The organism is Parvibaculum sp. (genome assembly GCF_049671045.1).
GTDB lineage: Bacteria > Pseudomonadota > Alphaproteobacteria > Parvibaculales > Parvibaculaceae > Parvibaculum.
This window is the reverse complement of sequence record NZ_JBATUH010000043.1, coordinates 34,877-58,405: the sequence shown is the minus strand read 5'-3', so window position 1 is coordinate 58,405 and position 23,529 is coordinate 34,877. Positions and strand designations below refer to the sequence as shown.

Here is a 23,529-nt window from a genome sequence, read left to right as displayed (position 1 = left end):
AGAGGTCATTCCCTGTCTGGTTGGCAGGCTGCGCGCCGCTGAAGTGACATTGAACATGTCGAGATGGAACCGGTTCGCCTTCGACAAGACGGGAATACCTACTCTGCGTTGAAGGCGGCCAGAATTCTGCGTCGGCAGATCATTATATTCCACCTCGAAATTTTATTGATAGAGCCGTTTGCGCGAGGCTGGAGCATCCGGTTTTCCTGTCGCGCGATTCATCCAATCAGGCGCGATCAGCCATCAGCCTTTCTTTTTCACTCATCAGGATGCCGATCGCAAATGCGACGGCCGGCGAGAATGTCGGGCTCTCAAGCCCGACATTCGTGAATGTCGCGATGAACATTGCGCCAAAAATCGCCGAGTAGAAGCGCCGTTCAGGCAAGCTGGCTTGTGCCGGAGGGAAGGGCTTCACAACGGCCACCCACAACCAGAGCAGACCGCCAAGAATACCCAGCCGGTAAAACATGGCCGTGAATGAGTTGTGTACGCCAATCATGATGAAGGCGTTGAAGCGGTTGTGCCAATCCGTATGGAAGTGGCCTACGGCCGCATAGTAGTTCTTGATCGCTTCCTTGCCGAAGCCGACACCAATGCCACCGCTATCCCAAAGAGCTTCAAAGGCGTCGCGAGCAAAGAACGCGCGAATTCCGGAATTAGGGTCGATATTCCATATCCACACAGGATATGCGAATGCCAGAAAATACATGGCGACGAGCGTGGCGCACCACCCGGCTACGACAAGGCGTGGCCACGGAGAAAAAAGGAGAACGAAGATCAGAAGGTAAAGAAGCTGTGTCTGGAGTTGGGGTGCCAGAACTATGCCCAAGAGTACCAAGCCGAGAGCAAGGCCGCTTGCAATCGAGCGAGGTGATAGAAACAGGAAGTAGGAAGCGGCGAAGAACATGAAGAACCCCGCGTTCCCGGGAGAAAGGAAGAAGTTTCTGTAATCGGAAGCGATGAAAGCGGGGGCGATTGCATGCGAAATCACGCCGCCGGCAAGTGCGAGGGCGGCTATGCGCCAGGGAGCTGAGGGCGCTTGACGCAAGAAGCGCCACTGTTGCCGAGCTGCCAGAACCGTCGGGTAAAGTATCGCGAGAAATGATGCTTGCTGCGGAATTGCCCACGCAAGATTGAAGCGCGCCCAGGCGTCGGGAAGAAATCCGTAGTATGAAAGAACTGCGTAAAGCACGCCCAGCGAGGTGAATGCAGTCAGCGGCACATAGAAAACGAAGCTTCGGCTCCAGATGACATATGCAATCTCTATGGCGACAAACGCAAACAGGAGTGCGCCGTCGTACTCCCGGATATGGGGCGAGAGCGATATGAAAACGAAAAGGCACCAGAAGAATATGCGGTCGCTTAGCGGTTCGAGGACTGCTCGCGAGGAGGCAACCCTTGCGGGTTGAAACGGATATGTGGCTCTCTCGGCAAGACTCATTCCGCCGTACTCCATGAACTTGTGCCTGTGGCGCGAACTTTTTTTATTCTACCTCATCATCCGCAGCCAAGCCTCGCATATGCGCTCCTCGAAGCGCTCGAGGGTGAAGTCGCGGAGCACGGCTTCCCTGTTCTGCCGCCCCATGCTTTCACGCAACGGAATATTCTCGATGAGGCGCTGCAAGGCATTCGCGAGCGCGGCGCGATCTTGCTGAGGGACCAGTATGCCGTTTTCTCCATCGTGCACGAAATCGGGAATGGCGCCCTCCGGCGTGGTGACGATGGCAAGGCCCGTTGACATGGCCTCGAGCAGCGCAATGGGGAAAGCTTCGTTCCGGTAGTAGGTGGGGAAGGCGAAGATATCCGATTCGGCGAGCAGCCGTTCCTTGTGGGCGCCATGGACCGGACCGGCATAGTGCACATGTCTCTCAAGGCCACGCTTCCGGATTTCCTCCGCGAGACGGGCAGCGCTGAGGTCGGCCGTTTCACGCCCGGCTATGACAGCGCGGAAATTTGCACCGCTCGCCGCGAGATCGGCCAGCGCCTCGAGCAGGACCAGCGGGCCCTTGGTGAGCACAAGGTTCGACAGATAGAGGATTTGCGGCGGCCTGCCGTCAGTCGAACCCTCGCGGAGAGGCGCTGCCGCGATCGGGATGCCGTTCGGAATGAAGCGGACAGCTTCGCGCGGAGCAAAGGGCGCAACTTCATCATGGAGGCGTGGGGAGAGAAGGATTACCCGGCTGCCTTTGAGCGCCCATTCCATCAGCCGCCGGTATATTCCGGATCGCTGCGCATGGGCGCCAATACCCTTCCCGTGGAAATGATAGATGATGCGCGCGCCGGAAGTCTTCGCGAGAGCCACCAGCGGCAGGCCGGCATAGAAAGCGCCACCTGTGGGGGGCAGCGTGAAATAGACGATATCGGCTCTCCGGCGCATGAGCGCACTCGCCAGCCGCATGGAGAGCGACACCACGCGGAGCAATTTCCGGAATGAGAGGCTTCCCATATCCACCAGAGAGGTGCTGAGCTGAATGGGAATGGTTTCGATGTCGAAATTTTCGTTCAGCAGCTTCGATTCGACGACGCGCAAATTCATTGCCGCCGCGCCATGCATGGGCGGCGGAAGCTGAACGAGAGCGATTACGGAAGGCCGATTCCTGTCGGTGCGGATCAAGGTGCTGTGACGATCAATCAATAGAGGCTGCCAGCTCTGGAGATGACCGGTCGATTTTTCTGTTCCGGGTTTTCACGAGAGTGTCCAAATATTTTATGTCCATCCGAGTGCCGGCTCCCAGGTGTATTGCGGCTCCCTGCCTGAGTTTCGCCTCGGTCCGGCCATCGAGTGTGCGAATGATGCGTCTGAATGCGCCGCTTCTGGCCGGCGATTCGTTGGCGGATACGAGATCGCCGACATTATAGCGCAATAGAGGAAAGGCCGGATTGCTGAAGTTGGTGCCGACAACCTTGCATAAGCCGGGCATGTCCGATGGGACCAGCTCGACCGCCGCGAAGTCTTCGTCGATGCGCAGCGTGTGATCGGGGTGCTCCGAGATGTTCGCCACGCCTTCTTCCATCCCGTAGTGCTGAACCGGAGTAATGCCGAAAGCCGTTTGGATCTGGTGTTTCTGATGCGCCAGCGAGTTCTCGGCACCAAGAGTGATCCACTCCAATTGATAGTCGAGACCATGCCATGTTTGGCTGATATATGGCCCCAATTCGGAGATAAGCGAGGGGCGTCCCGTCAGCCATCGCGGTTTGACCCTGTTGAGATGATCTATGTAGTGGCGGAGATTTTCCTCGCTGATGTGGTGAGGGCTGAAGAAAATCTGGCGCCCGACGGAAGGGGGGCATCCTCTGGTCGGCCGCCCGCTCGCAGTGTTCTTGATGCCGGGTCGAATTCAGCACGAGACCCATCGGAAGTCGTCCGTTGAAAGACGGTTTTATGATGATCTCGTAACATGATCTTGACGGCAAGGCTGCTATGTTGCCGCTGTCGAATGCCGGCTTTGAACACTGGCCTTGCCAGGTGATCGGTCCCGGAACGTGGGGCGATCAGTCAGGCCGATGCCTCTGAAGGCTTAGCGCCTGCCGGCGAAGGGATGCGTGCTCGAAAGCCCGCCATCAACGGCGATGGCCTGGCCGTTCACATAGGAGGCATCGTCGCTGGCGAGGAAAAGCGCCATATGCGCGATCTCCTCCGGCACACCGTAGCGTTTCAGCGGATTGAGCTGGCCGATCTTCGTATCCGTGCCGCGCGCGCGGGCATTGTCGAAGATGGGCTTCGTCATCCCCGTTTCGATGAGGCCGGGGCAGATCGCGTTGACGCGCACGCCGGTCCCGTAAAATTCGTTCGCGGTCGTCTGCACCAGGCTGATGACGCCTGCCTTGCTCGCGCTATAGGGCGTGCCGCCTGCATTGGCCCTGAGGCCGGCGACCGAGGCCGTGCAGATGATCGACCCCTTGCCCTGGCGAATCATGTGCGGCGAGGCGTGCTTGATGGCGAGGAACGGGCCGATGAGGTTGATGCGGAGGATTTCCGCCCAGTAGTCGACCGTCTGCTCGGCGAGCGGCACCATGCCGCCGGAGATGCCTGCATTGGCGTAGATGACGTCGAGGCCGCCATGCTGCTCGACGCAATGGTCGATGAAGCCCTTCACGGCTTCCTCGTTGCCCACATCGGCGGCGACGGAGGTCACGGTGCCGCCCGCCTTGCGGATCATGGCCGCTGTTTCGTCGACCGCGTCTTCGACCCGGTCGACCGCCACCACCCTCGCGCCTTCGAGCGCGAAGAGAACGGCGCTCGCGCGCCCGATGCCGCTTCCGGCGCCTGTGACGATGGCCCGCTTGCCCGAGAGTCTGCCCATATCGCCCTCCGCGAATCGCTCTTCAATGGTTTGTAGGATTCTAGGCGCTTGCGAGAGTGCCGGATAGGAGGGGCGGCCTAAAACGCCTTGCCCTTTCTCACCGACCATTGGAGGTCCGCGCCGCCCGCCTCGCCGGGAAGCGTGCCGGAGCTTCCGGCGACCGGGGGAACGTCGATGGGCGCGGTGCAGTTTTCAGCCTGCTTTTCCATGCGGGTGCAGATCTGCCGCCCCTTGACGCGCCAGTGCCCCTTCATCTCGGAGCCGTCGGGCGCGCGCACGACGATGGCCCTGCGGTCGGGATAGTAGATTCTGGTCGTGCCCTGAGGTCCCGCGAGCTCGACCGTGTTGCCGACGAGCCCGGCGCCGACATCCTTGCCCTTCTTCCCCGCGGCATGGACAAGGCCGGGCGCAAGCGCAGCGATGAGAATGGCGGCGGTCGCGGCCCGCGTCATGAGGGCAGGTTTCAGCATGTAGCTCTTCTATATTTTAATGCCGCCGCATGCAAAGCCGCGGGTGCGCCTTCCCGCCGGGGGCCGCCTACTTGCCCAGTCTGGGCGGCTTCAGCAGGAAAATGACGATCCATATGGGCACGAGAACGATGGCGCCCAGTATGAAATGCGGCAGCGCCCATTCGACACCCTCGCGCATCACCGCCATGATGTGCTGCGGCGTAAGACCCACATCGGTGAGGACCTGATCGGCGCTGATGTTGAATTCATTGAGAAGCGCCCCGATGAGGACCGCTCCCAGGGTGAATTTCACGAGCGTCGACATGAAGTTGTAGAACATGGGCGGCGCTGGCTCGCGTCCCTGTGAATCTCGACTTGGGACAGTCTAGACGCCGCGCGCCCCGGGACAAAGCCCGGGCTTCAGGCGGGAGGACGGGATGGACGGGAAGGGGAAGGGGGCCGAAGGGCTCTTCTGGAGCGCGGAAACCATCGCCGGGCTCGAGGAACGGCGGCATGTCCACCAGTTCAACGCCGGGGCGGTGCGCCATACGCGCTCGCTCGGCGATCTTGCCGGGCTGAAGGATATGGGCATCCACCTTGTCAGCGTGGAGCCCGGCCACGCCACCACCGAGCATCACTTCCACGGTCAGGACGAGGAGTTCCTCTATATCCTTTCGGGCCGGGGCGTGGCGGCCATCGGCGCGGAGGAATTTCCGGTCGGCCCCGGCGACTTCATGGCATTTCCGGCCAATTCGCCCGCCCATTCCATGCGCGTGCCGGAGGAGGCGAGCGAGGACCTCGTCTATCTCATGGGCGGCACCCGCTCGGCCATCGACATCTGCACCTATCCCCGCCTCGATCGCCGCATGTACCGGGTCGATGGTGTGAAGGAATATGTCGATCTCGCCGATGTGAAGAAGGTCTGACGCGGCTCCACGAGCAGTGCCGGGCGGTTTCCCGCCCGGACTTGCGCGACCTGATCGGCTGTTGGCTTCTCTGGGTATTTTCCGGAAACGCCCTAGCCGCCAAAGAGCTTCTTCAGCGTTTCGCCGGGCTTCGGCTTCTCGCCGGACGGTGCCGTCTGCTGCGTGCCGCCCGTCTCGCCGGATGGCGCCTGGGGCGTGGCACTTTCGGGCTCGGTCGTCTGCGGCTGGGTTTCGCTCTTCGAGCCGCCGAGAAGCCCCTTCAGCAATTCCTTCCCGCCTTCGCCCTTGAGGCCCTTGAGTTGCTCGATCGTCCCTTGCGGGTTCTGGAGCATGGACTGAAGGTCCGGGCGGAATTTTGGCGCCGCCCATGGCCCCTCGATGATGAGCGGCACTTCGAGCCCCTTCGTGTCGGCAGCGCCGCCCTGGCCCTCAAGCGTGGCGGCGAGCTTCGGCGCAATGCGGTAGTTGAGCGTCCGGTGCGGCAGATCGACCGTGCCCGCGCCGCTGACGCGCACGAGCGGGCTCAGCAATCTGAGATCGCTGTTGGTGAGGATGCCGCGCTCGATGGTGAATGTGCCGCCGAGTTCAGAAAAATCCGTATCCTGAGTGCCGCCGCTTCCCCATCCGGTCACGGGATTGGTGGCGACGGTGCGGATGAGCTGGGCGACATTGACGCCCTTGATCGCGCCATTGGTGAAGCGCACCTCCCCCTTGCCGCCAAGGGCGCCGATCATTTCGCGCTGGCTCGTGCCTGCTGTTTCGATCGCGAAATTGAGCGCGGTGCGCCCGTCGAGCCGCTTGAAGTCGGCGGCATCGGCAAGAAGCGGCTGGGCGGCGACGCCGGAAATCGTGAACGACGCCCTGACGCGCGCCTCGCGCGCCGAGCCGTCGAGCGCGACCATGCCCGTGCCGGAGCCTTCATAGAGCGCGAGCCGCGAGAGATTGACGGTCATCACGCCGTCGTTGAGGCGCAGGGCGAGCGCGCTTTCGCCGACCCTGATCTTCTTGAAGAGGAGTTCGCCCGCGCTGAAGGCGATGTCGGCATTGACCGCGCGCAGCCCCGAAAGGTCGAGCGGCTCGTTGCTCCAGCCGCCATTGCCGCTCTCTGCCGCGTCGCCCACGGGCTTCGGCGCGGCGGAGGTGTCATTGCTTGCGAGATAGGCATTGGTGTCGATGCGGTCGACCGCGAGCTTTCCCTTGACGAGCGGCCGCGCGCCGCCGGTCGCGACGGTGAGTGCGCCCGTCGCGTTCATGCCGTCGAGGTTCACCTTCGCGTCGCTGAAGGCGTAATTGCCGCTCTCGCCCGATGCGCGGCCTTCTATCGAGAGAGGCCCGAAGCCGTTTCCGGCGGGAAGAGGATGGCCGAGCCAGGCCGAAAGCTGGCGAACCGAGGCGGTGGCGAGCTTGACGTCGCCCGCAAAGCGCAGCCCTTCGAGGGGACGGATGCTGCCCTTGTAGGTGGCGTCGATCTTGGAGGAGGCGAGCGCGAAGGTGATGGGCGTTTCGCCGCCCGAGGCGAGCGCGCGCGGGCGATCCGCCACGAGCGAGAGCTTCAGCGGCTCGCTGTTCCAGACCAGCGAGCCATCGGCCTTGAAGGGCTCGTCGAGGCTCGGCATGGCGAGATCGAGATTGACCTTTTCAAAGGCGAGCGAGGCGCCGGTCCTGGCGTTGCGATAGGTGGCCGAGCCATTGGAGATCGAGACATCGCCGAGGCGGATCTGCTTCAGCGCCGCGCCGCCCGGTCCTTGCGCGGCGGGCGCCTGCGCTGTGGCGGCGGGCGCCTGCGCGGTGGAGAACTGCCAGTTGGGCGTGCCGTCGGCGCGCACTTCGAGATGGATCACGGGGTCGACGAGAACGAAACTGTCGATTTCGACCTCGCCGCGGAAGAGCGGCAGGATCTTGAGCGCGGCCCGCATCTCGCGCATCGCGACCATGTCGCGATCCTTCGCCCAGGAGGCGTTGGAGAGGCTCACATTCTCGACCTTGACCGCGAGCCTTGGAAAGAAGGAGAGCCCCACATTGCCGCCGATCGCAAGGTCGCGGCCCGTCTGGCTCTTCACGATCGAGACGACGCGCTCCTTGTAGACGCTCGCGGGAATGAAGAGCGGCACCGCGACGATGACCGCGATGAGGATGACGGCAATACCGGCGAGGATGGCGATGAGACGCGACATGGAATTCTCCCTCGTCTGCTCTTGGCGGTGTGCGGGGGCTTTTCGTTCGCAAACACGGCCCGCTTCGCTTCCGGCCGGCTGAGAATCAATATGTCCCCGCGCGGATGATTTGCGGTCGATTGAGCACGACAGTCGGGCACAATTGTGACGCCTGCCGCATTTCTTGCGAAGTGAAGATTTGCGGAAAAAAGCATGAACCTGCGCAGGAAAAAGAGCGCTATGCTCCTTGCAGGAGAGGGAGGGGACCATGGCCGCACGTTCGAAGGCACCGGCGCGCGAAACCGCGCTCATAACCGGCGCATCGGCGGGCATAGGCGCGGCACTCGCGCGCCAGTTCGCAGCGGGCGGCTTTGATCTCGTTCTCGTGGCGCGCAGCCGCGACAAGCTCGAAGCGCTCGCCCGGCAGCTCGCCTCGGAGTTCGGCGTGAAGGCGATCGCGATGCCCGCCGATCTCTCGAAGCCCGGCGCGCCGAAGACGCTTCTTGCCGGTACAACGCGGCGCAAGCTCCAGATTGACGTCCTCGTCAATAATGCCGGCGTGCTCGAACTGGGCGCTTTCCGGAGCATTCCGCCCGAACGCCATCAGGAATTGATCGGCCTCAATGTCGCGGCGCTCACCGAGATGACGAGCCGCTTCCTCGCGCCCATGCTCGAGCGCGGGCGGGGCCGCATCCTCAACGTCGCCTCGATCGCCGCCTTCCAGCCCGTACCGTCGCTTGCGACCTATGCCGCGACCAAGGCCTATGTGCTGTCGCTGACGGAATCGCTGTCCGAGGAACTCAAGGGCACGGGCGTGAGCGTGACGGCTCTCTGCCCCGGCATCACGCAGACGAGCATGGTGGAGCGCGCGAAGGAGGGGAACGCCGCCGCCTCGCAAGTGCCGCCCTTCCTCATCGGCGATGTCGACGATGTGGCGGCGCAGGGCTATGCCGCCTGCATGGCGGGCGAGGTGATCCGCGTGCCAGGTGCGATCAATTTCGCGGCGAGCATCGCCGCACGCGCCGCGCCAAAATGGATCGTGCGCGGCGTCGCGGGCGCGCTGGGCCGCTTCGCTCTCTAGTTGCCCTGGCGCTCCGGGGCCGTGCTCCCGCCTTCGATGAGGAGCTGACCTCTGGGACCCGCCTGCGGCACCGGACGGCCCTCGATCCAGGCGCGGATCATGGCGTTGACCGCCTCCGGCGCTTCCTGCTGCACCCAATGGGAGACTTGCGGCAGATAGCGGATGGTGAAGTCCTTCACGAGCTTTTCGGTGCCGAGCGTGAGCTCGCGGCCGAGCGCCGCGTCCTCCTCGCCCCAGAGCATGAGGGTCGGCGTTTCGAGGATCGGCGGCTCGCTGAGCGCGCTGGCGCCGCTGCGGTCGCGGAAGCTCGCGCGGTAGTAGTTGATCATCGCCGTCATCGCGCCGGGAATGAGCGCGGATTTGCGATATTCGGCGAGCACGCTTTCCGGGAAGCGGCTCTCGGTCACCGCCATGCCGACAAAGGCCTGCGCGATCGCCTCCGCATTGCGCGCGGTGAAGAGTTTTTCGGGGAGCCAGGGAAGCTGGAAAAAGAAGATGTACCAGGAGCGCCTGATCTGCGCCCAGCTCTTGAGGCCCTTAAGGAAGAGGGCGGGGTGCGGCAGGTTCATGACGATGAAGCGCTCGAGCGGCCTGTCGCCGGAAAGCGCGAAGGCCCAGCCGATGGCGCCGCCCCAGTCATGGGCGATGAGGGTCACCGGCCCCTTGATGCCGCGCGCCCGGGCAGCGTCGATGAGGCCCGCCACGTCGGCTTTGAGATTCTCCATGCGGTAGGCGGCGACCCCCTTGGGCCGAGACGTGCCCCCATAGCCTCTGAGATTGGGCGCCCAGGCCGTGTAGCCGAGCTCGGCGAGGAGCGGAAGCTGATAGCGCCAGGAGAACTTGTTCTCGGGGAATCCGTGCAGAAAGAGCGCGAATTTCTCGCCCTCGCCGCACATATCGACTTCGAAGGCGAGGCCGTTCGCCTCGATATATGCCGTCCTGATCGGATGCTCGCTCATGATTTGCCTTCTGGATTATCGGCCCCGGCGACTATACGCGATTCAGGCGCGCGGCAAGATGCAAGGCCGTCCGTCCGGCGCCTCGGAGCGGGGGGCCGAGCGATCCCGGATGCCCGTGGCCGAACCTGCATTTGTGGCCCTTGCCTTCGCGGGGAGGTCGAATTAAGTTCCCGGCCATCGCGAGGGTGGCCGCATCGGCCGCAAGTCCCCACAAGGGAGCCCGCGCCGCCGGTGCAGGCGTAGCTCAGCTGGTTAGAGCGCTAGATTGTGGATCTAGAGGTCCCCCGTTCGATCCGGGGCGCCTGTACCATTCCCTCCCCGAAATTCGAGCCCGATCAGGGGGCGAGGCACTCCGCCACGCATTGGCGCAGCCGCGCCATGGAGAAGGGCTTCTGCAGTGCGTAATCGGCGCCGAGCAAACTTGCCGCCTTGAGGTAGTCCGTCCCCACATGCCGCCCGCCGCCCGATATGGCGATGATGCGCGTGCCGGGATAGTCGCGGCGGATGATGCGGATCGATTCGAGCCCTTCCTGTTCCGGCATGATGAGGTCCGTCACCACCACGTCGAAAGGCTGAAGGCCGAGCTTCATCATGCCCTCCCGGCCGTCGGACGCGGTGACGACCCTGTGCCCGTCGGATTCGAGCGCGAGGAGGATCGTGTCGCGCACGAGCGGCTCGTCTTCGATCACCAGTACTTTGCCCATGGCCTCTGCACCCGTTGCCGGTTATCGATTCACCCCGGATTATAGGCTCGTGTGATCCTATGTGTCATTTCAGGCAAGCGGCGCGTCCGCAAGGCGGCGGAGAGCGGCACCGTTCGGATCTACAAATGACTTGCCTCGCGCAAAGCCGCCGACGCAGCATCTGGCATCGTCATCAGGGAGTGTAAAATGTCATTGATCGTCTACGGAGGGGCTATCTCGCCCTTCGTCCGCAAGGTGCGGGTTTTTCTGGCCGAGAAGGGCCTCGACTACAAGCTGGAGCAGGTGAGCCCGTTCCAGCCGCCGGAATGGTTCAGGGAGATTTCGCCGCTCGGCCGCATCCCGGTTCTGCGCGACGAGGCGGCGGGGCCGGATGCGACGCTCCCCGACAGCTCCGTCATCTGCGCCTATCTTGAGCGGCTGAAGCCCGAGCCCGCGCTCTACCCCAAGGACAATCTCGCCTATGGCCGCGCGCTCTGGTTCGAGGAATATGCGGACTCCGAGTTCGCCGCCAATGTCGGCATGGGCGTCTTCCGCCCCGTCGTTCTGGCCAAGATGATGGGCAAGGAGCCCGATCGCGCCGCCGCCGAAAAGACCCTCGCGGAAAAGCTGCCGAAATACTTCACCTATCTCGATGCCGCGATAGGCTCGAAGCCCTTTCTCGCGGGCGGCGCATTTTCAGTCGCCGACATTTCCGTGGCGACGCATTTCGTCAATCTCGCCCATGCGGGCTACGCACCGGACGCGAAGACATGGCCCAATCTCGTTCGCTATCTGAATGAGATCCACGCGCGGCCGAGCTTTGCCGCCGTGATCGCGGAGGAGCGGGGCTTCGTCAGCAAGCTCGGCCTCTGATATCCCCCGCTTCTTGACGCAAGGGAAGGCGGCTTGCGCTTCGGCGCGCCGCCTCCCGCCTTCAAATCCGCGCTCAAAAGGTCTATTTCATATGTCAGGCGGCATTTGAAACAAGACCGCATGGGGAGCGTGGTCCGGTGGGCGGAGGTACCCTCCGGGCAGCGAAATTGCTCCCGAATGACAGGTCGAATTTGCGGGCCATCGCAAAGCCCTTTCCCCAAGCCTCGCTCGAGGGCTTGCTTTGGCTGACCGCGCTTAGGGGAGGAGAAGATGGCCGACACGAAATGGCCCGCGATGAGCATCGCGGAAGCGAACCGGCTGCTGACGGCGCCGGGTATGCCCTTCGAAATGGAGACGGTGACGATCCGGGGCATTCCGACCCGGGTCTACAAGAATGCGCCGCCGCATCTGCGCGCGATCTTCGAACTCGGCAAGGGCTGGGGCAAGCGCGACTTCATCGTCTATGAGGGCGAGCGCCTCGATTTCGACAGCCACTATCGCGCCGTCTGCGCGCTGGCCCGCGTCTATGCCGACCGCTTCGGCATCCGCAAGGGCGACCGCGTCGCCATCGCCATGCGCAATTTCCCCGAATGGTCGATCGCCTTCTGGGCGGCGGCCGCCATCGGCGCCATCACCGTGCCGATCAATGCCTGGGGGAGCGGGGCGGAGCTTGAATATTGCATCACGGATTCAGGCTCGAAGGTCGTGGTGGTCGATGGCGAGCGGCTCGACAGGCTGAGGCCGCATATGGGTGACCTCAAGGTCGCCGGCATCATCGCGGCGCGCGCCTCGCGCGAGCCGCTGGGCGATGCGCTCGCGCTCGAGAATCTGATCGGCAAGCCGGAAGACTATGCGAAGCTCTCGGATGCCGCGCTGCCCGATCCGGGGCTCGAGCCCGATGACGATGCGACGATCTTCTATACATCCGGCACGACGGGCAAGCCCAAGGGGGCGCTCGGCACCCATCGCAACATGATGACCAATCTGATGAGCGCGGCCTATGCGCCGGCGCGCGCCTGTCTCCGCCGCGGCGAGACGCCGCCAGCGCCCGATCCCGACGCGCCGCAGCGCTCCATGCTCCTCTCCGTGCCGCTTTTCCACGCCACGGGCTGCCACTCGATCCTGGTTCCCATGTATGCGGGCGGCGGCAAGCTCGTCTTCATGCACAAATGGAATCCCGAGCGCGCGCTCGAACTGATCGAGCAGGAGCATATCCAATCCTTCGGCGGCGTGCCCGCCATGGTCTGGCAGGTGCTCGAAAGCCCGAACTTCGCGCTTCACGACACATCGAGCGTCGAGGCGATCGGCTATGGCGGCGCGCCCTCCGCGCCCGATCTCGTCACCCGCATCAAGCAGCAATTCCCGAAGGTGCAGCCGGGCAATGGCTACGGCCTCACCGAGACCTCGTCCATCACCACGCAGAACTCGGCCGAGGATTACGAGAACCGGCCGGAAAGCGCGGGCCCGGCCGTGCCCGTCTGCGATCTCAAGGTCGTCGACGAGAAGGGCAATGAAGTGGCCCCGGGCCAGGTGGGCGAGCTCTGGATCAAGGGGCCGAACATCGTCAAGGGCTACTGGAACAAGCCCGAAGCGACGGCCGCCGCGATCACGGATGGGTGGCTTCATTCCGGCGATCTCGTCCGCGTGGATGAGGAAGGCTTCGTCTTCATTCTCGACCGCGCGAAGGACATGCTCATTCGCGGCGGCGAGAACATCTATTGCGTCGAGGTCGAGGGCGCTCTCTACGCCCATCCCGCGGTGATGGATGCTGCCGTCGTCGCCATTCCGCACAAGGTGCTCGGCGAGGAGGTCGGCGCCGTCGTGCAGATCGCGCCGGGCAAGGAGGTGAGCGAGGAAGAGCTTAAGGCGCATGTGCGCAGGCTCCTCGCCGCCTTCAAGGTGCCGGTGAAGATCGAGCTGCGGCATGAGCCGCTGCCGCGCAATGCCAATGGCAAGATCCTGAAAACGGAATTGCGCCAGGACATGAAGAAATATGCGACCAACTGAGCCGCCGCCGAAGAAGCGGATGGCCGGCAACCAGAAACGGGAGGATTGATGGAAATCTCACTGAGCGGGCGCGTCGCGCTCGTCACGGGCGCTTCGCGCGGCATCGGCCGGGCCATCGCCATTGCGCTCGCGCAGGCAGGCGCCGATGTTGCGGTCAATTACCGCCGCGACGAGGAAGCCGCGAACGAAACCGTCGAGGCGATCCGCAAGCTCGGACGCAAGGCAAAAGCCTATGCGGCCTCCGTCGAGAATTTCGAGGAAGACCAGAAGATGGTCGCCGATGTGCTGAAGGATTTTGGTTCGATCGGCATCCTCGTCAACAATGCGGGCATCGCCTCGCGCGGCCAGGCGGTCGCGGATACCGATCCGCAGGAGCTCGAGCGCGTGCTGCGCGTGCATGCCATGGCGCCGCATTTCGTCTCGAAGCTCGTGCTCCCGCATATGCGCAAGGAGAAGCGCGGCGACATCATCATCATTTCGTCGGTGGCGACGCTCTACATGTCAGCGAATGGCGGGCCCTACAATATGGGCAAGGCGGCGGCGGAAGCGCTGGCGCTGACGCTTGCCAAGGAGGAGCGCAAATACGGCATCCGCACCAACATCGTGGCGCCGAGCCTCACCGATACCGACATGGGCCGCAGGCTCGCCGCCGCGCGCGCCGGCAAGAAGGACATGGACATCCACGAGCTCGACGACAAACACCCCTTCGGTCACGTCTGCTCGGCCGAAGAGGTGGCCGCGGCGGTCGTCTATCTCGTCTCGGACGCGAATCCATACGCCAACGGACAGAAACTCAACATCGACGGCGGCGGCAACTGATACGCCCGCAAGGCACGAACAAGAAAGGCCGGCAGAGATGCCGGCCTTTTTCTTTGCCTCGCCCGGTCTCCTCTGTCGGCGGACTGTCCGATTGCCTGTCCGACATAGTGTCCGACAGACTGTCCGAACCGCGGACACATTGCGACGCGGCCCCCTGTCAGCATCGCGCGCTAAGCCGTTGAAATGCCGGCTCCGAAGATCGATTGGCCCCAATTGGCACGCTTCATGCGGTTAACGCAGAGGAAGGGATGACGAAACATGCGTTGGGGATGCGGGCCCGGTGGAGAGGCGAGGCCCGCACATGGCGGCTGTGTGTGCGGCGAGTGAGAGCGCGCAAAAAAGCCCGCCAATAAAGCGAAAAAGCGACCAGTGAGAAAATGAATAGTCAGTCACTGACTATTGACTCATAAAAAAATGAGGCTTAGCTTTTTTACCGAATGGAAACGATCGCAACGTGTACGGACGAAAATAAGCCGTGATGTGAAGATCGTCACAGTGAGCCCGGGGCGGAGGGTTGCCGGGCTTGCGGAACGCGGGAGGAGGACCTGGTGAGCTCGAATATCGATCGGGGCGGGCAGTCGGCCGCCGGCAAAACGACCGAACTCGACGTTGCTATCATCGGCGCCGGTTGCGCCGGGCTCTGCGCCATCTATCACTTTCCGCGCATGGGTCTTAGCGCGCGGCTTTACGAAGCCGGTAGCGGCGTCGGCGGAACCTGGTACTGGAACCGCTATCCGGGCGCGCGCGTCGACATCGAAAGCATGGAGTATTCGCTCGCCTTTTCCGATGAGGTCCAGCAGGAGTGGGAGTGGACGGAACGCTACGCTTCGCAGGCCGAGCTTCTGAAATATTTCAACTTCGTGGCCGACCGTCTCGACCTGCGCAAGGACATGCAGTTCAACACGCGGATCAATTCCGCCATCTTCGACGAGGAAGCGAACCACTGGGTGCTGAGCACGAGCAATGGCGAGCGCATCATCGCACGCCACTGCGTCATGACGACGGGATTTCTCTCGGCGCCGAACAAGCCCGCTTTCAAGGGCATGGAGAGCTTCAAAGGCAAGATCTACCACACCGGCGAATGGCCGCATGAAGGTGTGGACCTCACCGGAAAGCGCGTCGGCATCGTGGGCACGGGCTCCTCATCCGTGCAGATGACGCCGATCATCGGCGAGCAGGCGGCGCATCTCTATGTGTTCCAGAGAACGCCCGCCTTCGCCGTACCCCTCCGCAACCATCCGATGCCGCCCGAATACCAGCAGAAGGTGAAGGCGAATTACGGCGAGTGGCGCTACAAGGAGCGCTACCAATCGTTCGGCGGGTGGATTGCGCTCAACTACGAGCAGGTGCCGCTCGTCATGCAATCGGCGCTGGAAGTGAGCGAGGAGGAGCGCCGCGCCCATTTCGAGGAGCGCTGGCAGAACGGCGGCCTTGCCTTCTACAACACCTATCCGGACATCTATTCGAACCGCGAGGCGAACGACACGCTCGCCGACTTCCTGCGCGAGAAGATAAGGGCGCGCGTGAAGGACAGGGCAACGGCAGAACTGCTGATGCCGACCATCCCGGTCCTGACGAAGCGCCTCATCGCGGACAATGGCTATTACGAAGCCTTCAATCGCGACAATGTGAGCCTTGTCGACGTCAGGAAGACGCCGATCGAGGAATTCACGCCGAAGGGGCTCAGGGTCGGCGATGAGGAATATGAACTCGACGCGATCATACTCGCGACCGGTTTCGATGCGCTGACGGGTGCTCTCACGCGCATGGACATACGCGGCCGCGGCGGTGTCACGCTCAAGGATCACTGGGACGGCGGCGCGCGCACGCATCTCGGCCTGATGAGCGCCAGCTTTCCGAACATGTACATCATCGCGGCGGCGGGAAGCCCGGCACCGCTCTTCCAGCCGATGCTGCTGTGCGAGGAGCAGATCGACTGGGTCGGAAACGCCATCCGCTTTCTCGACAAATATGGTTTCGCCGCGCTCGAGCCCAGGCCCGAAGCCGAGGACAACTGGGGCAAGCTGTGCACGGAAGCGGTCGGCGCGACGTTGTTTCCGCTGACGGAGAGCTGGTATGTCGGCGCCAATGTGCCGGGCAAATCCAGCACCGGCCTGTCCTATTTCGGCGGCATCGGCAATTACCGGCGCTACTGCGCCGAAGCCGCCGCCAGCGGATATGCGGATTTCGTTCTCGCTGGACGGGCGAGCCGCAACGGGGAGCGCCGCGCCGAAACGCGGATCGCCGAGGCAGTGTAGGTGCGAGGACCGGCCGGGCCGGGATCGCGTCCTGAGCGCGATCGCGGCGGCTGACGGGGACCCCCGGCAGGCGGCGCATCCTTGAAGGGGCGCCGGCCGGGCTCCTCAACTCCGAAAACCCAAATCCGGAAAGTAAGATGCATCAGAAAGTCACCCCATCAATGGGTGGGCAGCCCACCTCCGCGCCAAAGCGTCTGGCCTCCTTCGTCGGAGGCGCGCTGCCGGCGGTCATCGTCGCGCTCCTTTTGTACGGCGCCTTTTTCATCAAGCCGACGGTGCGCACGGTCGGCGTCGAGCCGCCTTCGATCGAACAGCGTGATCTCTTTTTCGGCGTGGTGATGCCCGCCAGGGATCAGATCTGGGCGGTCGGCAGCAATGGCAAGATCATCCGCAGCAGCGATGAGGGCGCGAACTGGGAGCGTCAGCCGTCAGGCGCGACGACGCACCTTCAGAGCATCGCGACATGGGACGGCGAGCGCGCCGTCGTCGTCGGAAACAATCTCACCATCCTCCTCACTTCCGATGGCGGCAAGTCGTGGGAACCCTCCGCCGCTCCCGAAGGCGTCGACAAGACGAACAAGCTCGTCCGCGTCCGCATCCTTGCCAACGGCCAGGCCATGGCGGTCGGCGAATTCGGCACCATCATAGCCTCCCGCGATTACGGCGCCTCATGGCATGCCGTCTCGACGCCCGTCGATGCCTCGTGGAACGACGTCGCGCTCGTCGATGAGAACAAGGCCATCGTCGTCGGCGAGTTCGGCCATATCCAGATGACGACGGATGCGGGCGCGACATGGGTGGAAATCGAAAGCCCGGTGAAGTCGAGCCTCAACAGCGTCTATTTCCGCGACAGGGAGAACGGCGTCGCGGCGGGAACGGAAGGTGTCGTTCTCGTTACCCATGATGGCGGCGAGAGCTGGAGCATCGTCCCGAAACTCTCCGAACAGCACATTTTTGATGCCTTCTGGGATGGCGGCCGCTGGGTGCTTTCCGGCGACAAGGGCCTGCTGCTGATCGGCTCGGCCGACGGAAAGCAGTGGACCGATCGATCGCGCCTCACCGATTCCGGCTGGCACACGCAGGGCGCCGGGTCGGATGGCAAATACGCGCTGGTCGGCCGTGGCGTCAACATCGTGAAGATGCCGTCCGAAAACAACGATACAACGGAGCAGTCCCGTGATTGACAAGGTATTGGACTGGTGCTGCGCATCGCGCAAGACAGTCGTCGTTGCATTGCTGATCGTCACGGCGGTGATGGCCGCCTTCGCGAGCCGCGTCGAGATCAAGACGGTCTTCGGCGATCTCCTGCCGCGCAATCATCCCTTCGTGAAGGTCAACGAGCAGTTCAAGCAGGCCTATGGCGGCTCGAACATCGTGAGCATCATGATCGAGGTGAAAGAGGGCGATATCCTCAACCTCCCGGTGCTCGCGAAGATCAAGAAGATCACGGAGGAGGTCGCCCTCATTCCCGGCGCCGATCCCTTCCAGGTAACGTCGCTCGCCTCGAAGAAGCTCAAGGAAATCACCGCGACGACGGAAGGCATTGCCACCAATCCGCTGATGTGGCCGGACCTTCCCAGGACGGATGAGGATCTCTACGAGCTTCGCCGCGCGATCACGAACAACCCGCTCGTCTATGGCGCCTATGTGTCGCGTGACTTCAAGGCGGCGCTCATCACGGTCGACTTCTACGACCACCTGCTCGATTACCGCGTCTTCTACGACAGCATCACGCACATCATCAACGAGAACAAGACGCCGGATATCGAGATCCGCGTGGTCGGCGAGCCGATGCTCTATGGCTGGGTGATCCATTATTTCGGCGAGACGGAGCGCCTCTTCCTCGGCACCATCGTCTGTCTCTTCCTGGTGCTCTTCGTGATCGCGCGCACCTGGCACGGCACCATCATTCCGCTGCTTGCCGCGGGAACGAGCGCGGTCTGGGCGATCGGCTTTGCCGGAGCGCTCGGCTTCAACCTCGATCCGCTCGTGGTCGTGGTCGCCTTTCTGATCACCGCGCTCGCGATCTCGAATTCGATCCAGATCGTCCAGCGATTCGATCACAAGCTCACGGCCGGAATCGAACCGACATCCGAGGGCGCCGCGCGCGCTGCCCTGAAAAAGCTCTTCAGGCCCGCCATGCTTGCCGTCGTCGCCGATGCGGGCTGCATGATCGTGGTCGCGATGACGCCCATTCCGGTTCTGCAGAAGATTGCCTTCATCGGCGGCTTCTGGGTGCTGAGCCTCGCCTTCTGCGCGGTCATTCTTCCCGGTGTCGCGACGACATGGATCAAGGGTCCGATCCGGTTTGCGCATCCGATCAATCTGAAGGGGCCGATGCATGTCCTGCTGCGCGGCTGCTCCTATCTCGCAACGTCGCAGTGGCGCCACGCCGTCATCCTTGCCTCGCTCGCAATCCTCATGAGCTCCGGCATCTACGCCCTCAACCTGAAAGTGGGCGACGCCAATCCGGGCTCGCCGATCCTCCATTCCGACGCGACCTATAACGTGGATGCGAGGGCGCTGAATTCTGTCTTCCAGGGCGCCGACCGCATGTTCGTCGTGCTTTCCGGCGACAAGGGCGACACGATCAAGGATCCGGCGATGCTTTCCAACATGGAAGCGTTGCAGCGCTACATGGAAGCGCAGCCGGAGGTAGGCGGCAGCCTTTCGATCGTCGACGTGCTGCCCGCGGTGAACCGCACGCTCCATGAAGGCAATCCGCGCTATCTGGAGCCCGGCCCCAATGCCGGCGTCAACGGCGAACTCGGCTATCTCTTCGTGTCGGGTTCCGATCCCGGCGACTTGCAGCGCTATGTCTCGCCGGACTATCGCAATGCCTCGGTCACGCTCTTCCTGCGCGATCATCAGGGCGACACGATCCGCAGCACCGTTGCGCGTATTCAGGAGTTCACGGCCGCCAATCCGCCGCCCCAGGGCGAGTATCTGCTGGCCGGTGGTCTTGCCGGTGTGCTCGCTGCCGTCAATGACGTGATCCTTGCTGGCCAGATCGAGGCGATCGCCTTCGCGCTCCTCATCCTCGTCCTCCTGGCAGCGGTCACCTACCGTTCGCTGGCCGCGGGAACATTCTTCATGATCCCGGTCGTGCTCTCGAACACGCTGACGTTCAGCTACATGGCCTATTACGGCATCGGCATGAACATCAACACGCTGCCAGTCGTCGCTCTCGGCATCGGTCTCGGCGTCGACTACTCGTTCTACGTCGTCGATGCGATCCGCGAAGAGATGCACCATGACGGCGATCTCAATCGTTCGATCCGGGATGCGCTGCATAGCGCGGGCATGGGTGTGCTCACCACCGTGCTCACGCTCGTCGTCAGCGTCAGCCTGTGGTCGTTCTCCTCGCTGCGTCTCCAGTCGGAAATGGCCGCGCTGATCGCGATCTGGCTGACCATTTCGGCGGCCGCAGCTCTGATCCTGATGCCTGCACTCGTCTACGTCTTCAAGCCGGCCTTCGTCGTGGGTCGCCGGCAGGGTGCAGCCAAGATGACGGCGGGTCTCGTCGGCGCCGCATGACGGCCGGCCCGGCCGGCAAGTGACGAGGTTGGTGAAACTGTTCGAGTCCAATCTTCACAAGGGGGAGGTTTACCCGTGAAACGAAGTGTACGACCAAAATACGGTTCAGTTGCGATTGGAGCGGCTTTTGCCGTCGGGCTTGGCCTGACGATGACAAACGCGGCGGCCGCCGGCGACTTCAGCCTGAAAGATCCGATCAGCGACATCCAGGTGAATGGCTGGCTCCGTGGTTGGGCGTCGATCAATCTGCAGGATGATTCGCAGACGACACAGAACGATCGCGGCAGCCTCTCGATGCTCCGCGGCGAGGCGCTCTTCGACACCGATTTCAAGACCGGCCCGATCGCGTGGAAGGCCATTGTCCGCGCGAACAAGGAGGTCAAGACGACCTATATTCGCGATCTGGAATCGAAGACGAACGGCGTCTTCCCTGGCGGCCCCGGCAGCCGGGTCATGGACCAGTATGACGAGACCGATCTTCGCGAGTTTTATGCGGATATCGACGTCAGCGACAACATCAAGCTGCGCCTCGGCAAGCAGCAGGTCGTCTGGGGCGAGACAGACTTCTTCCGCGCCATGGACCTCATCCATGGCTACGACTATCGCTGGCGTTCGTTCCTCGAGCCCGAGAACGAGCAGCTGAGAAAGCCGCTCGTGCTGGCAAACGCGATGATTCAGGTGCCGTCGGCGAACGGCGCGCTACAGGTGATTGTGCGTCCCGGCCTCGACCGCAAGCGCGACATCGGCAACACCTACGATCTCTATGGCGGACGCTGGACGCCGTCGGGCTTCGGCGGCCTCGATTTCCTCAACGGCCTGCAGACGATGCAGTACGACTACAATCACCCGGAAGGTGATGCCGACCATGTAACGGGCGGCGTGCGCTGGAAGGGCGATGCCGGCGGCGTCACTTACTCGATCGCCGCGATGCGGACCTTCAATCCCGACCCGATCGTCAATTCGGCTTTCGCGCCCTATAGCAAGACGCCGTCGGGGCCGTTCGGCGACTGGATTTTCCCCGAGATCGATCTTCTCGGCGTGACCGCGAGCACGCAGGTCGAAGCCATCGACTCGATCGTCAGCACCGAAATCGTCTACACGAAGAACGCTCCCTACAATGTGGGCTTCACCTTCCCGGCCGGCTTTGGCGGCGTGATCAAGAAGAAGACGATCATGTCGATGCTGCGCATCGACAAGCCCATCGACCTCAAGTCGACACTCGGCACCAGCGGCGACTCCTTCCTGTCGTTCCAGGTCTTCGACAAGTGGATCCTCGACTACAAGAAGTCCGACCAGATCGTCGATCTCGCCGGCTTCACGGCGCCGAAGGCGGAGCATTCAACCGTCCTCACGGCGATCCTCGCGACCAATTTCGCGAGCAACACGATCAATCCGACGCTCGCCATGGGCATCGATCCGTGGAATTCCGGCGGCTTCATCATTCCGTCGGTCGAAGTGGTCGCCGGTGACAATTGGCGCTTCCGGGCCGAGGCCGACATCTTCTTCTCGCGCGGCAAGGCAACCCCCACGCCGGGCTTCCCTGTCAATTCCGATGACGCCCACCTCTTCGGCTACTTCGCAGGCCACAACCAGTTCGTTGTGCGCATCACGCGGCTGTTCTGATCCGAGAGCACGCTTAACTCCAGGAGAAACGTTATGAAGAAGTCAGTCATTCTCCGAAGCTCGACGCTCGTTGCTCTTGCGTCAGTCTTCGCGATGTCCGCGGCGAACGCCGCCGAGCTCAAGCCCGGCGATGTCATCGACGCGAGCAACTTCGACCAGGTGAAGGAAGACACCTTCGAGGGGCACAAGATCAAGGATCTCATCACCGACAAGGTTGAGGTCCTGATCAAGAACTACAATCTCAAGATTCCGCTCCGCGCCTCGGAAGAGATTCCGGTGCCGCAGGAGGACATCGAGAACACGAAGAAATATGCCGGCGAGGTGAAGATCGACCCGGAAACGAAGGAAGTGACCGGCTACAAGGCGGGCACGCCCTTCCCGGATATCGATGTCAACGATCCGCTGGCGGGCTTCAAGGCGCTCAACAACTATTACTATCAGAACACCTACGGCAACAGCTTCGACGGCAGCTATACGTTCCTGTTCGTCGACTCGAACCGTGGTCTCGACCGCGCGCAGCGCTGGTGGACCTTCTCGCTGAAGATGAAGGGCCGCCAGACCGGCGAGCCGGTGCTCGGCGATGGCACGCTCGTGAAGAAGCAGCTTCTCTTCGCCGTCGAGCCCTTCGACATCAAGGGGCTTGGCATCTTCACGGTCCGCTATGACAGCAAGCGTCTGGAAGACAACTGGGCCTATGTGAAGTCGGTCCGCCGCACGCGCCAGCTTTCGGGCAGCTCCTGGATGGATAACATGGCGGGCAGCGTGCAGCTCAATGACGAGTATGACGGCCTCAGCGGACGCCCGAGCTGGTATCCCACGGCCAAGCTCATCGGCAAGCGGCACGTTCTCGCTGTCGCGCATCTTCCCTTGACGCTGGTGAACCCGTCGGGCGCGACCAACGCGGAGAAGTATCCGACCGTCAACACGCAGGAAAAGCCCTTCTCCATGCCGGCGAAAAACGTCGAATGGGAGCCGCGCGAAGTCTGGGCGATCGAACTCGGCATGCCGGGTGAGCATCCCTACAGCAAGCGCATCCTCTACATGGATACGAAGTTCCCGCGCATCTACAACGTCGAGCACTACGACAAGTCGGGCGAGTTCGCGAAGATCTCCTTCGTCATGACGACGCCGATCAAGGGTGACGACGGCATCCTGTCCATGACGCCGAGGCAGGGCCTCTGCTTCGACATCAAGCGGCAGGAAGGCTTCGTCTATCTGCAGGAGGCCGACGCCATGGCCAACCGGCGCGGCGTGACGGAAAACGACGTGACCCTCGGCAAGCTCGAAGCCGCCGCGAAGTAACGCTCGAAACTCAAGGTCGAGGCGGGTCCGCATCCGCGCTCCCGCCTCGATCACACTTCTCCGGCTCCCGAAGCCTGAAACCGGAATGGAGGAAAGAATGGCGCTCAAGCCGGCAAAGCAATGTGTCGATATCGGCATCGTCGTGAGGGACATCGAGAGGAGTCTCGATTTCTATTGCGGCGTGCTCGGACTGGAAAAGCTCGAGGAAGTTCCGCTGCCCTTCGGGCTGATGCACCGGCTCCGCTTCGGTGAGAGCTTCGTCAAGCTCGTCGATCCGAAGACGGTTCCGATGGCGGTCCCACAGGGTCTCATGGCCGCGCTCGGCATTCGCTATCTGACCTTTGCGATCCTGAATATCGACGAGGCATGCGAGCGCTTCGACAGGTCGGGCGGAACCTATGAAATGGAAAAACAGGAACTGCTACCCGGTGTCGTGATCGCGATGCTGCGGGACCCGGACGGCAATGTTGTGGAACTCGTTCAGCGCCGGTGACAGCACCACAGAGGCCGGAGCGCCGATGCCGATCGGCTGCCCAGGGACGGAACTACGAAGAT

Annotated in this window: 20 protein-coding genes and 1 tRNA gene; 12 read left to right on the top strand and 9 right to left on the bottom strand. The window is 62.7% G+C overall.

Features of this window, described 5'->3' with window-relative positions; all coding sequences use genetic code 11:
* Positions 1 to 226 precede the first annotated feature (226 nt).
* From WBG82_RS05725 to WBG82_RS05700, 6 genes are all read right to left on the bottom strand, one after another.
* Positions 227 to 1,441: a hypothetical protein gene (locus WBG82_RS05725; protein WP_424422467.1), complete on the bottom strand. Its 1,215-nt coding sequence runs from the start codon at positions 1,439 to 1,441 to the stop codon at positions 227 to 229.
* A gap of 48 nt (positions 1,442 to 1,489) precedes the next feature.
* Positions 1,490 to 2,536, bottom strand: a complete 1,047-nt coding sequence (locus WBG82_RS05720) for a glycosyltransferase family 4 protein (protein ID WP_424422464.1) — start codon at positions 2,534 to 2,536, stop codon at positions 1,490 to 1,492.
* Between the two features lie 91 nt (positions 2,537 to 2,627).
* Positions 2,628 to 3,110, bottom strand: a complete 483-nt coding sequence (locus WBG82_RS05715; protein ID WP_424422461.1) for a hypothetical protein — start codon at positions 3,108 to 3,110, stop codon at positions 2,628 to 2,630.
* Between the two features lie 408 nt (positions 3,111 to 3,518).
* Positions 3,519 to 4,304, bottom strand: coding sequence for an SDR family NAD(P)-dependent oxidoreductase (locus WBG82_RS05710; protein ID WP_424422456.1), 786 nt, complete (start codon positions 4,302 to 4,304; stop codon positions 3,519 to 3,521).
* Between the two features lie 77 nt (positions 4,305 to 4,381).
* Positions 4,382 to 4,774 carry a hypothetical protein gene (locus WBG82_RS05705; RefSeq protein WP_424422454.1) on the bottom strand — a complete coding sequence of 131 codons (393 nt, stop codon included), beginning with the start codon at positions 4,772 to 4,774 and terminating at the stop codon, positions 4,382 to 4,384.
* 67 nt (positions 4,775 to 4,841) lie between these two features.
* A complete protein-coding gene (locus WBG82_RS05700) occupies positions 4,842 to 5,093 on the bottom strand; it encodes a DUF6460 domain-containing protein (RefSeq protein WP_324297242.1) in 252 nt (83 codons plus the stop codon).
* 97 nt (positions 5,094 to 5,190) lie between these two features.
* Here WBG82_RS05700 and WBG82_RS05695 point away from each other — a divergent pair, with 97 nt between their 5' ends.
* A complete protein-coding gene (locus WBG82_RS05695; protein ID WP_424422451.1) occupies positions 5,191 to 5,679 on the top strand; it encodes a cupin domain-containing protein in 489 nt (162 codons plus the stop codon).
* 92 nt (positions 5,680 to 5,771) lie between these two features.
* Here the strand turns inward: WBG82_RS05695 and WBG82_RS05690 are convergent, their stop codons facing one another.
* Positions 5,772 to 7,853, bottom strand: coding sequence for an AsmA family protein (locus WBG82_RS05690; protein ID WP_424422449.1), 2,082 nt, complete (start codon positions 7,851 to 7,853; stop codon positions 5,772 to 5,774).
* A gap of 247 nt (positions 7,854 to 8,100) precedes the next feature.
* On the opposite strand from WBG82_RS05690, the gene WBG82_RS05685 reads away from it, so the two are divergent.
* Positions 8,101 to 8,913 (top strand): SDR family NAD(P)-dependent oxidoreductase, encoded by an 813-nt coding sequence (locus tag WBG82_RS05685; protein ID WP_424422446.1) that lies wholly within the window; start codon positions 8,101 to 8,103, stop codon positions 8,911 to 8,913.
* Here WBG82_RS05685 and WBG82_RS05680 read toward each other — a convergent pair.
* Positions 8,910 to 9,872 (bottom strand): alpha/beta fold hydrolase, encoded by a 963-nt coding sequence (locus tag WBG82_RS05680; RefSeq protein ID WP_424422443.1) that lies wholly within the window; start codon positions 9,870 to 9,872, stop codon positions 8,910 to 8,912. The genes WBG82_RS05685 and WBG82_RS05680 overlap by 4 nt on opposite strands.
* 233 nt (positions 9,873 to 10,105) lie before the next feature.
* On the opposite strand from WBG82_RS05680, the gene WBG82_RS05675 reads away from it, so the two are divergent.
* Positions 10,106 to 10,182, top strand: a tRNA-His gene (locus WBG82_RS05675).
* A gap of 25 nt (positions 10,183 to 10,207) precedes the next feature.
* Here WBG82_RS05675 and WBG82_RS05670 read toward each other — a convergent pair.
* On the bottom strand, positions 10,208 to 10,576 hold the full coding sequence (locus tag WBG82_RS05670) for a response regulator (RefSeq protein ID WP_424422440.1): 369 nt from the start codon (positions 10,574 to 10,576) through the stop codon (positions 10,208 to 10,210).
* 186 nt (positions 10,577 to 10,762) lie between these two features.
* On the opposite strand from WBG82_RS05670, the gene WBG82_RS05665 reads away from it, so the two are divergent.
* The 9 genes from WBG82_RS05665 to WBG82_RS05625 all read left to right on the top strand — a co-directional run bounded on the left by WBG82_RS05665 (position 10,763) and on the right by WBG82_RS05625 (position 23,467).
* On the top strand, positions 10,763 to 11,428 hold the full coding sequence (locus WBG82_RS05665; RefSeq protein WP_424422438.1) for a glutathione S-transferase family protein: 666 nt from the start codon (positions 10,763 to 10,765) through the stop codon (positions 11,426 to 11,428).
* 270 nt (positions 11,429 to 11,698) lie between these two features.
* Positions 11,699 to 13,435, top strand: coding sequence for a class I adenylate-forming enzyme family protein (locus WBG82_RS05660; RefSeq protein WP_424422436.1), 1,737 nt, complete (start codon positions 11,699 to 11,701; stop codon positions 13,433 to 13,435).
* Between the two features lie 48 nt (positions 13,436 to 13,483).
* The gene (locus WBG82_RS05655; RefSeq protein WP_424422434.1) at positions 13,484 to 14,254 is read left to right on the top strand and encodes an SDR family NAD(P)-dependent oxidoreductase; all 771 of its coding nucleotides are present in this window, start codon (positions 13,484 to 13,486) and stop codon (positions 14,252 to 14,254) included.
* 548 nt (positions 14,255 to 14,802) lie between these two features.
* Positions 14,803 to 16,512: a flavin-containing monooxygenase gene (locus tag WBG82_RS05650; RefSeq protein WP_424422431.1), complete on the top strand. Its 1,710-nt coding sequence runs from the start codon at positions 14,803 to 14,805 to the stop codon at positions 16,510 to 16,512.
* A gap of 161 nt (positions 16,513 to 16,673) precedes the next feature.
* Complete coding sequence (locus WBG82_RS05645; protein ID WP_424422428.1) at positions 16,674 to 17,696, top strand: WD40/YVTN/BNR-like repeat-containing protein; 1,023 nt, start codon at positions 16,674 to 16,676, stop codon at positions 17,694 to 17,696.
* Positions 17,689 to 20,049, top strand: a complete 2,361-nt coding sequence (locus tag WBG82_RS05640) for an efflux RND transporter permease subunit (RefSeq protein WP_424422425.1) — start codon at positions 17,689 to 17,691, stop codon at positions 20,047 to 20,049. Before WBG82_RS05645 ends, WBG82_RS05640 begins: the two co-directional genes overlap by 8 nt.
* 75 nt (positions 20,050 to 20,124) lie before the next feature.
* Positions 20,125 to 21,672 (top strand): DUF1302 family protein, encoded by a 1,548-nt coding sequence (locus WBG82_RS05635; protein ID WP_424422423.1) that lies wholly within the window; start codon positions 20,125 to 20,127, stop codon positions 21,670 to 21,672.
* 33 nt (positions 21,673 to 21,705) lie between these two features.
* A complete protein-coding gene (locus WBG82_RS05630; protein WP_424422420.1) occupies positions 21,706 to 22,974 on the top strand; it encodes a DUF1329 domain-containing protein in 1,269 nt (422 codons plus the stop codon).
* Positions 22,975 to 23,071: 97 nt separating this feature from the next.
* On the top strand, positions 23,072 to 23,467 hold the full coding sequence (locus WBG82_RS05625) for a VOC family protein (protein WP_424422417.1): 396 nt from the start codon (positions 23,072 to 23,074) through the stop codon (positions 23,465 to 23,467).
* The last annotated feature ends 62 nt before the right edge of the window (positions 23,468 to 23,529 follow it).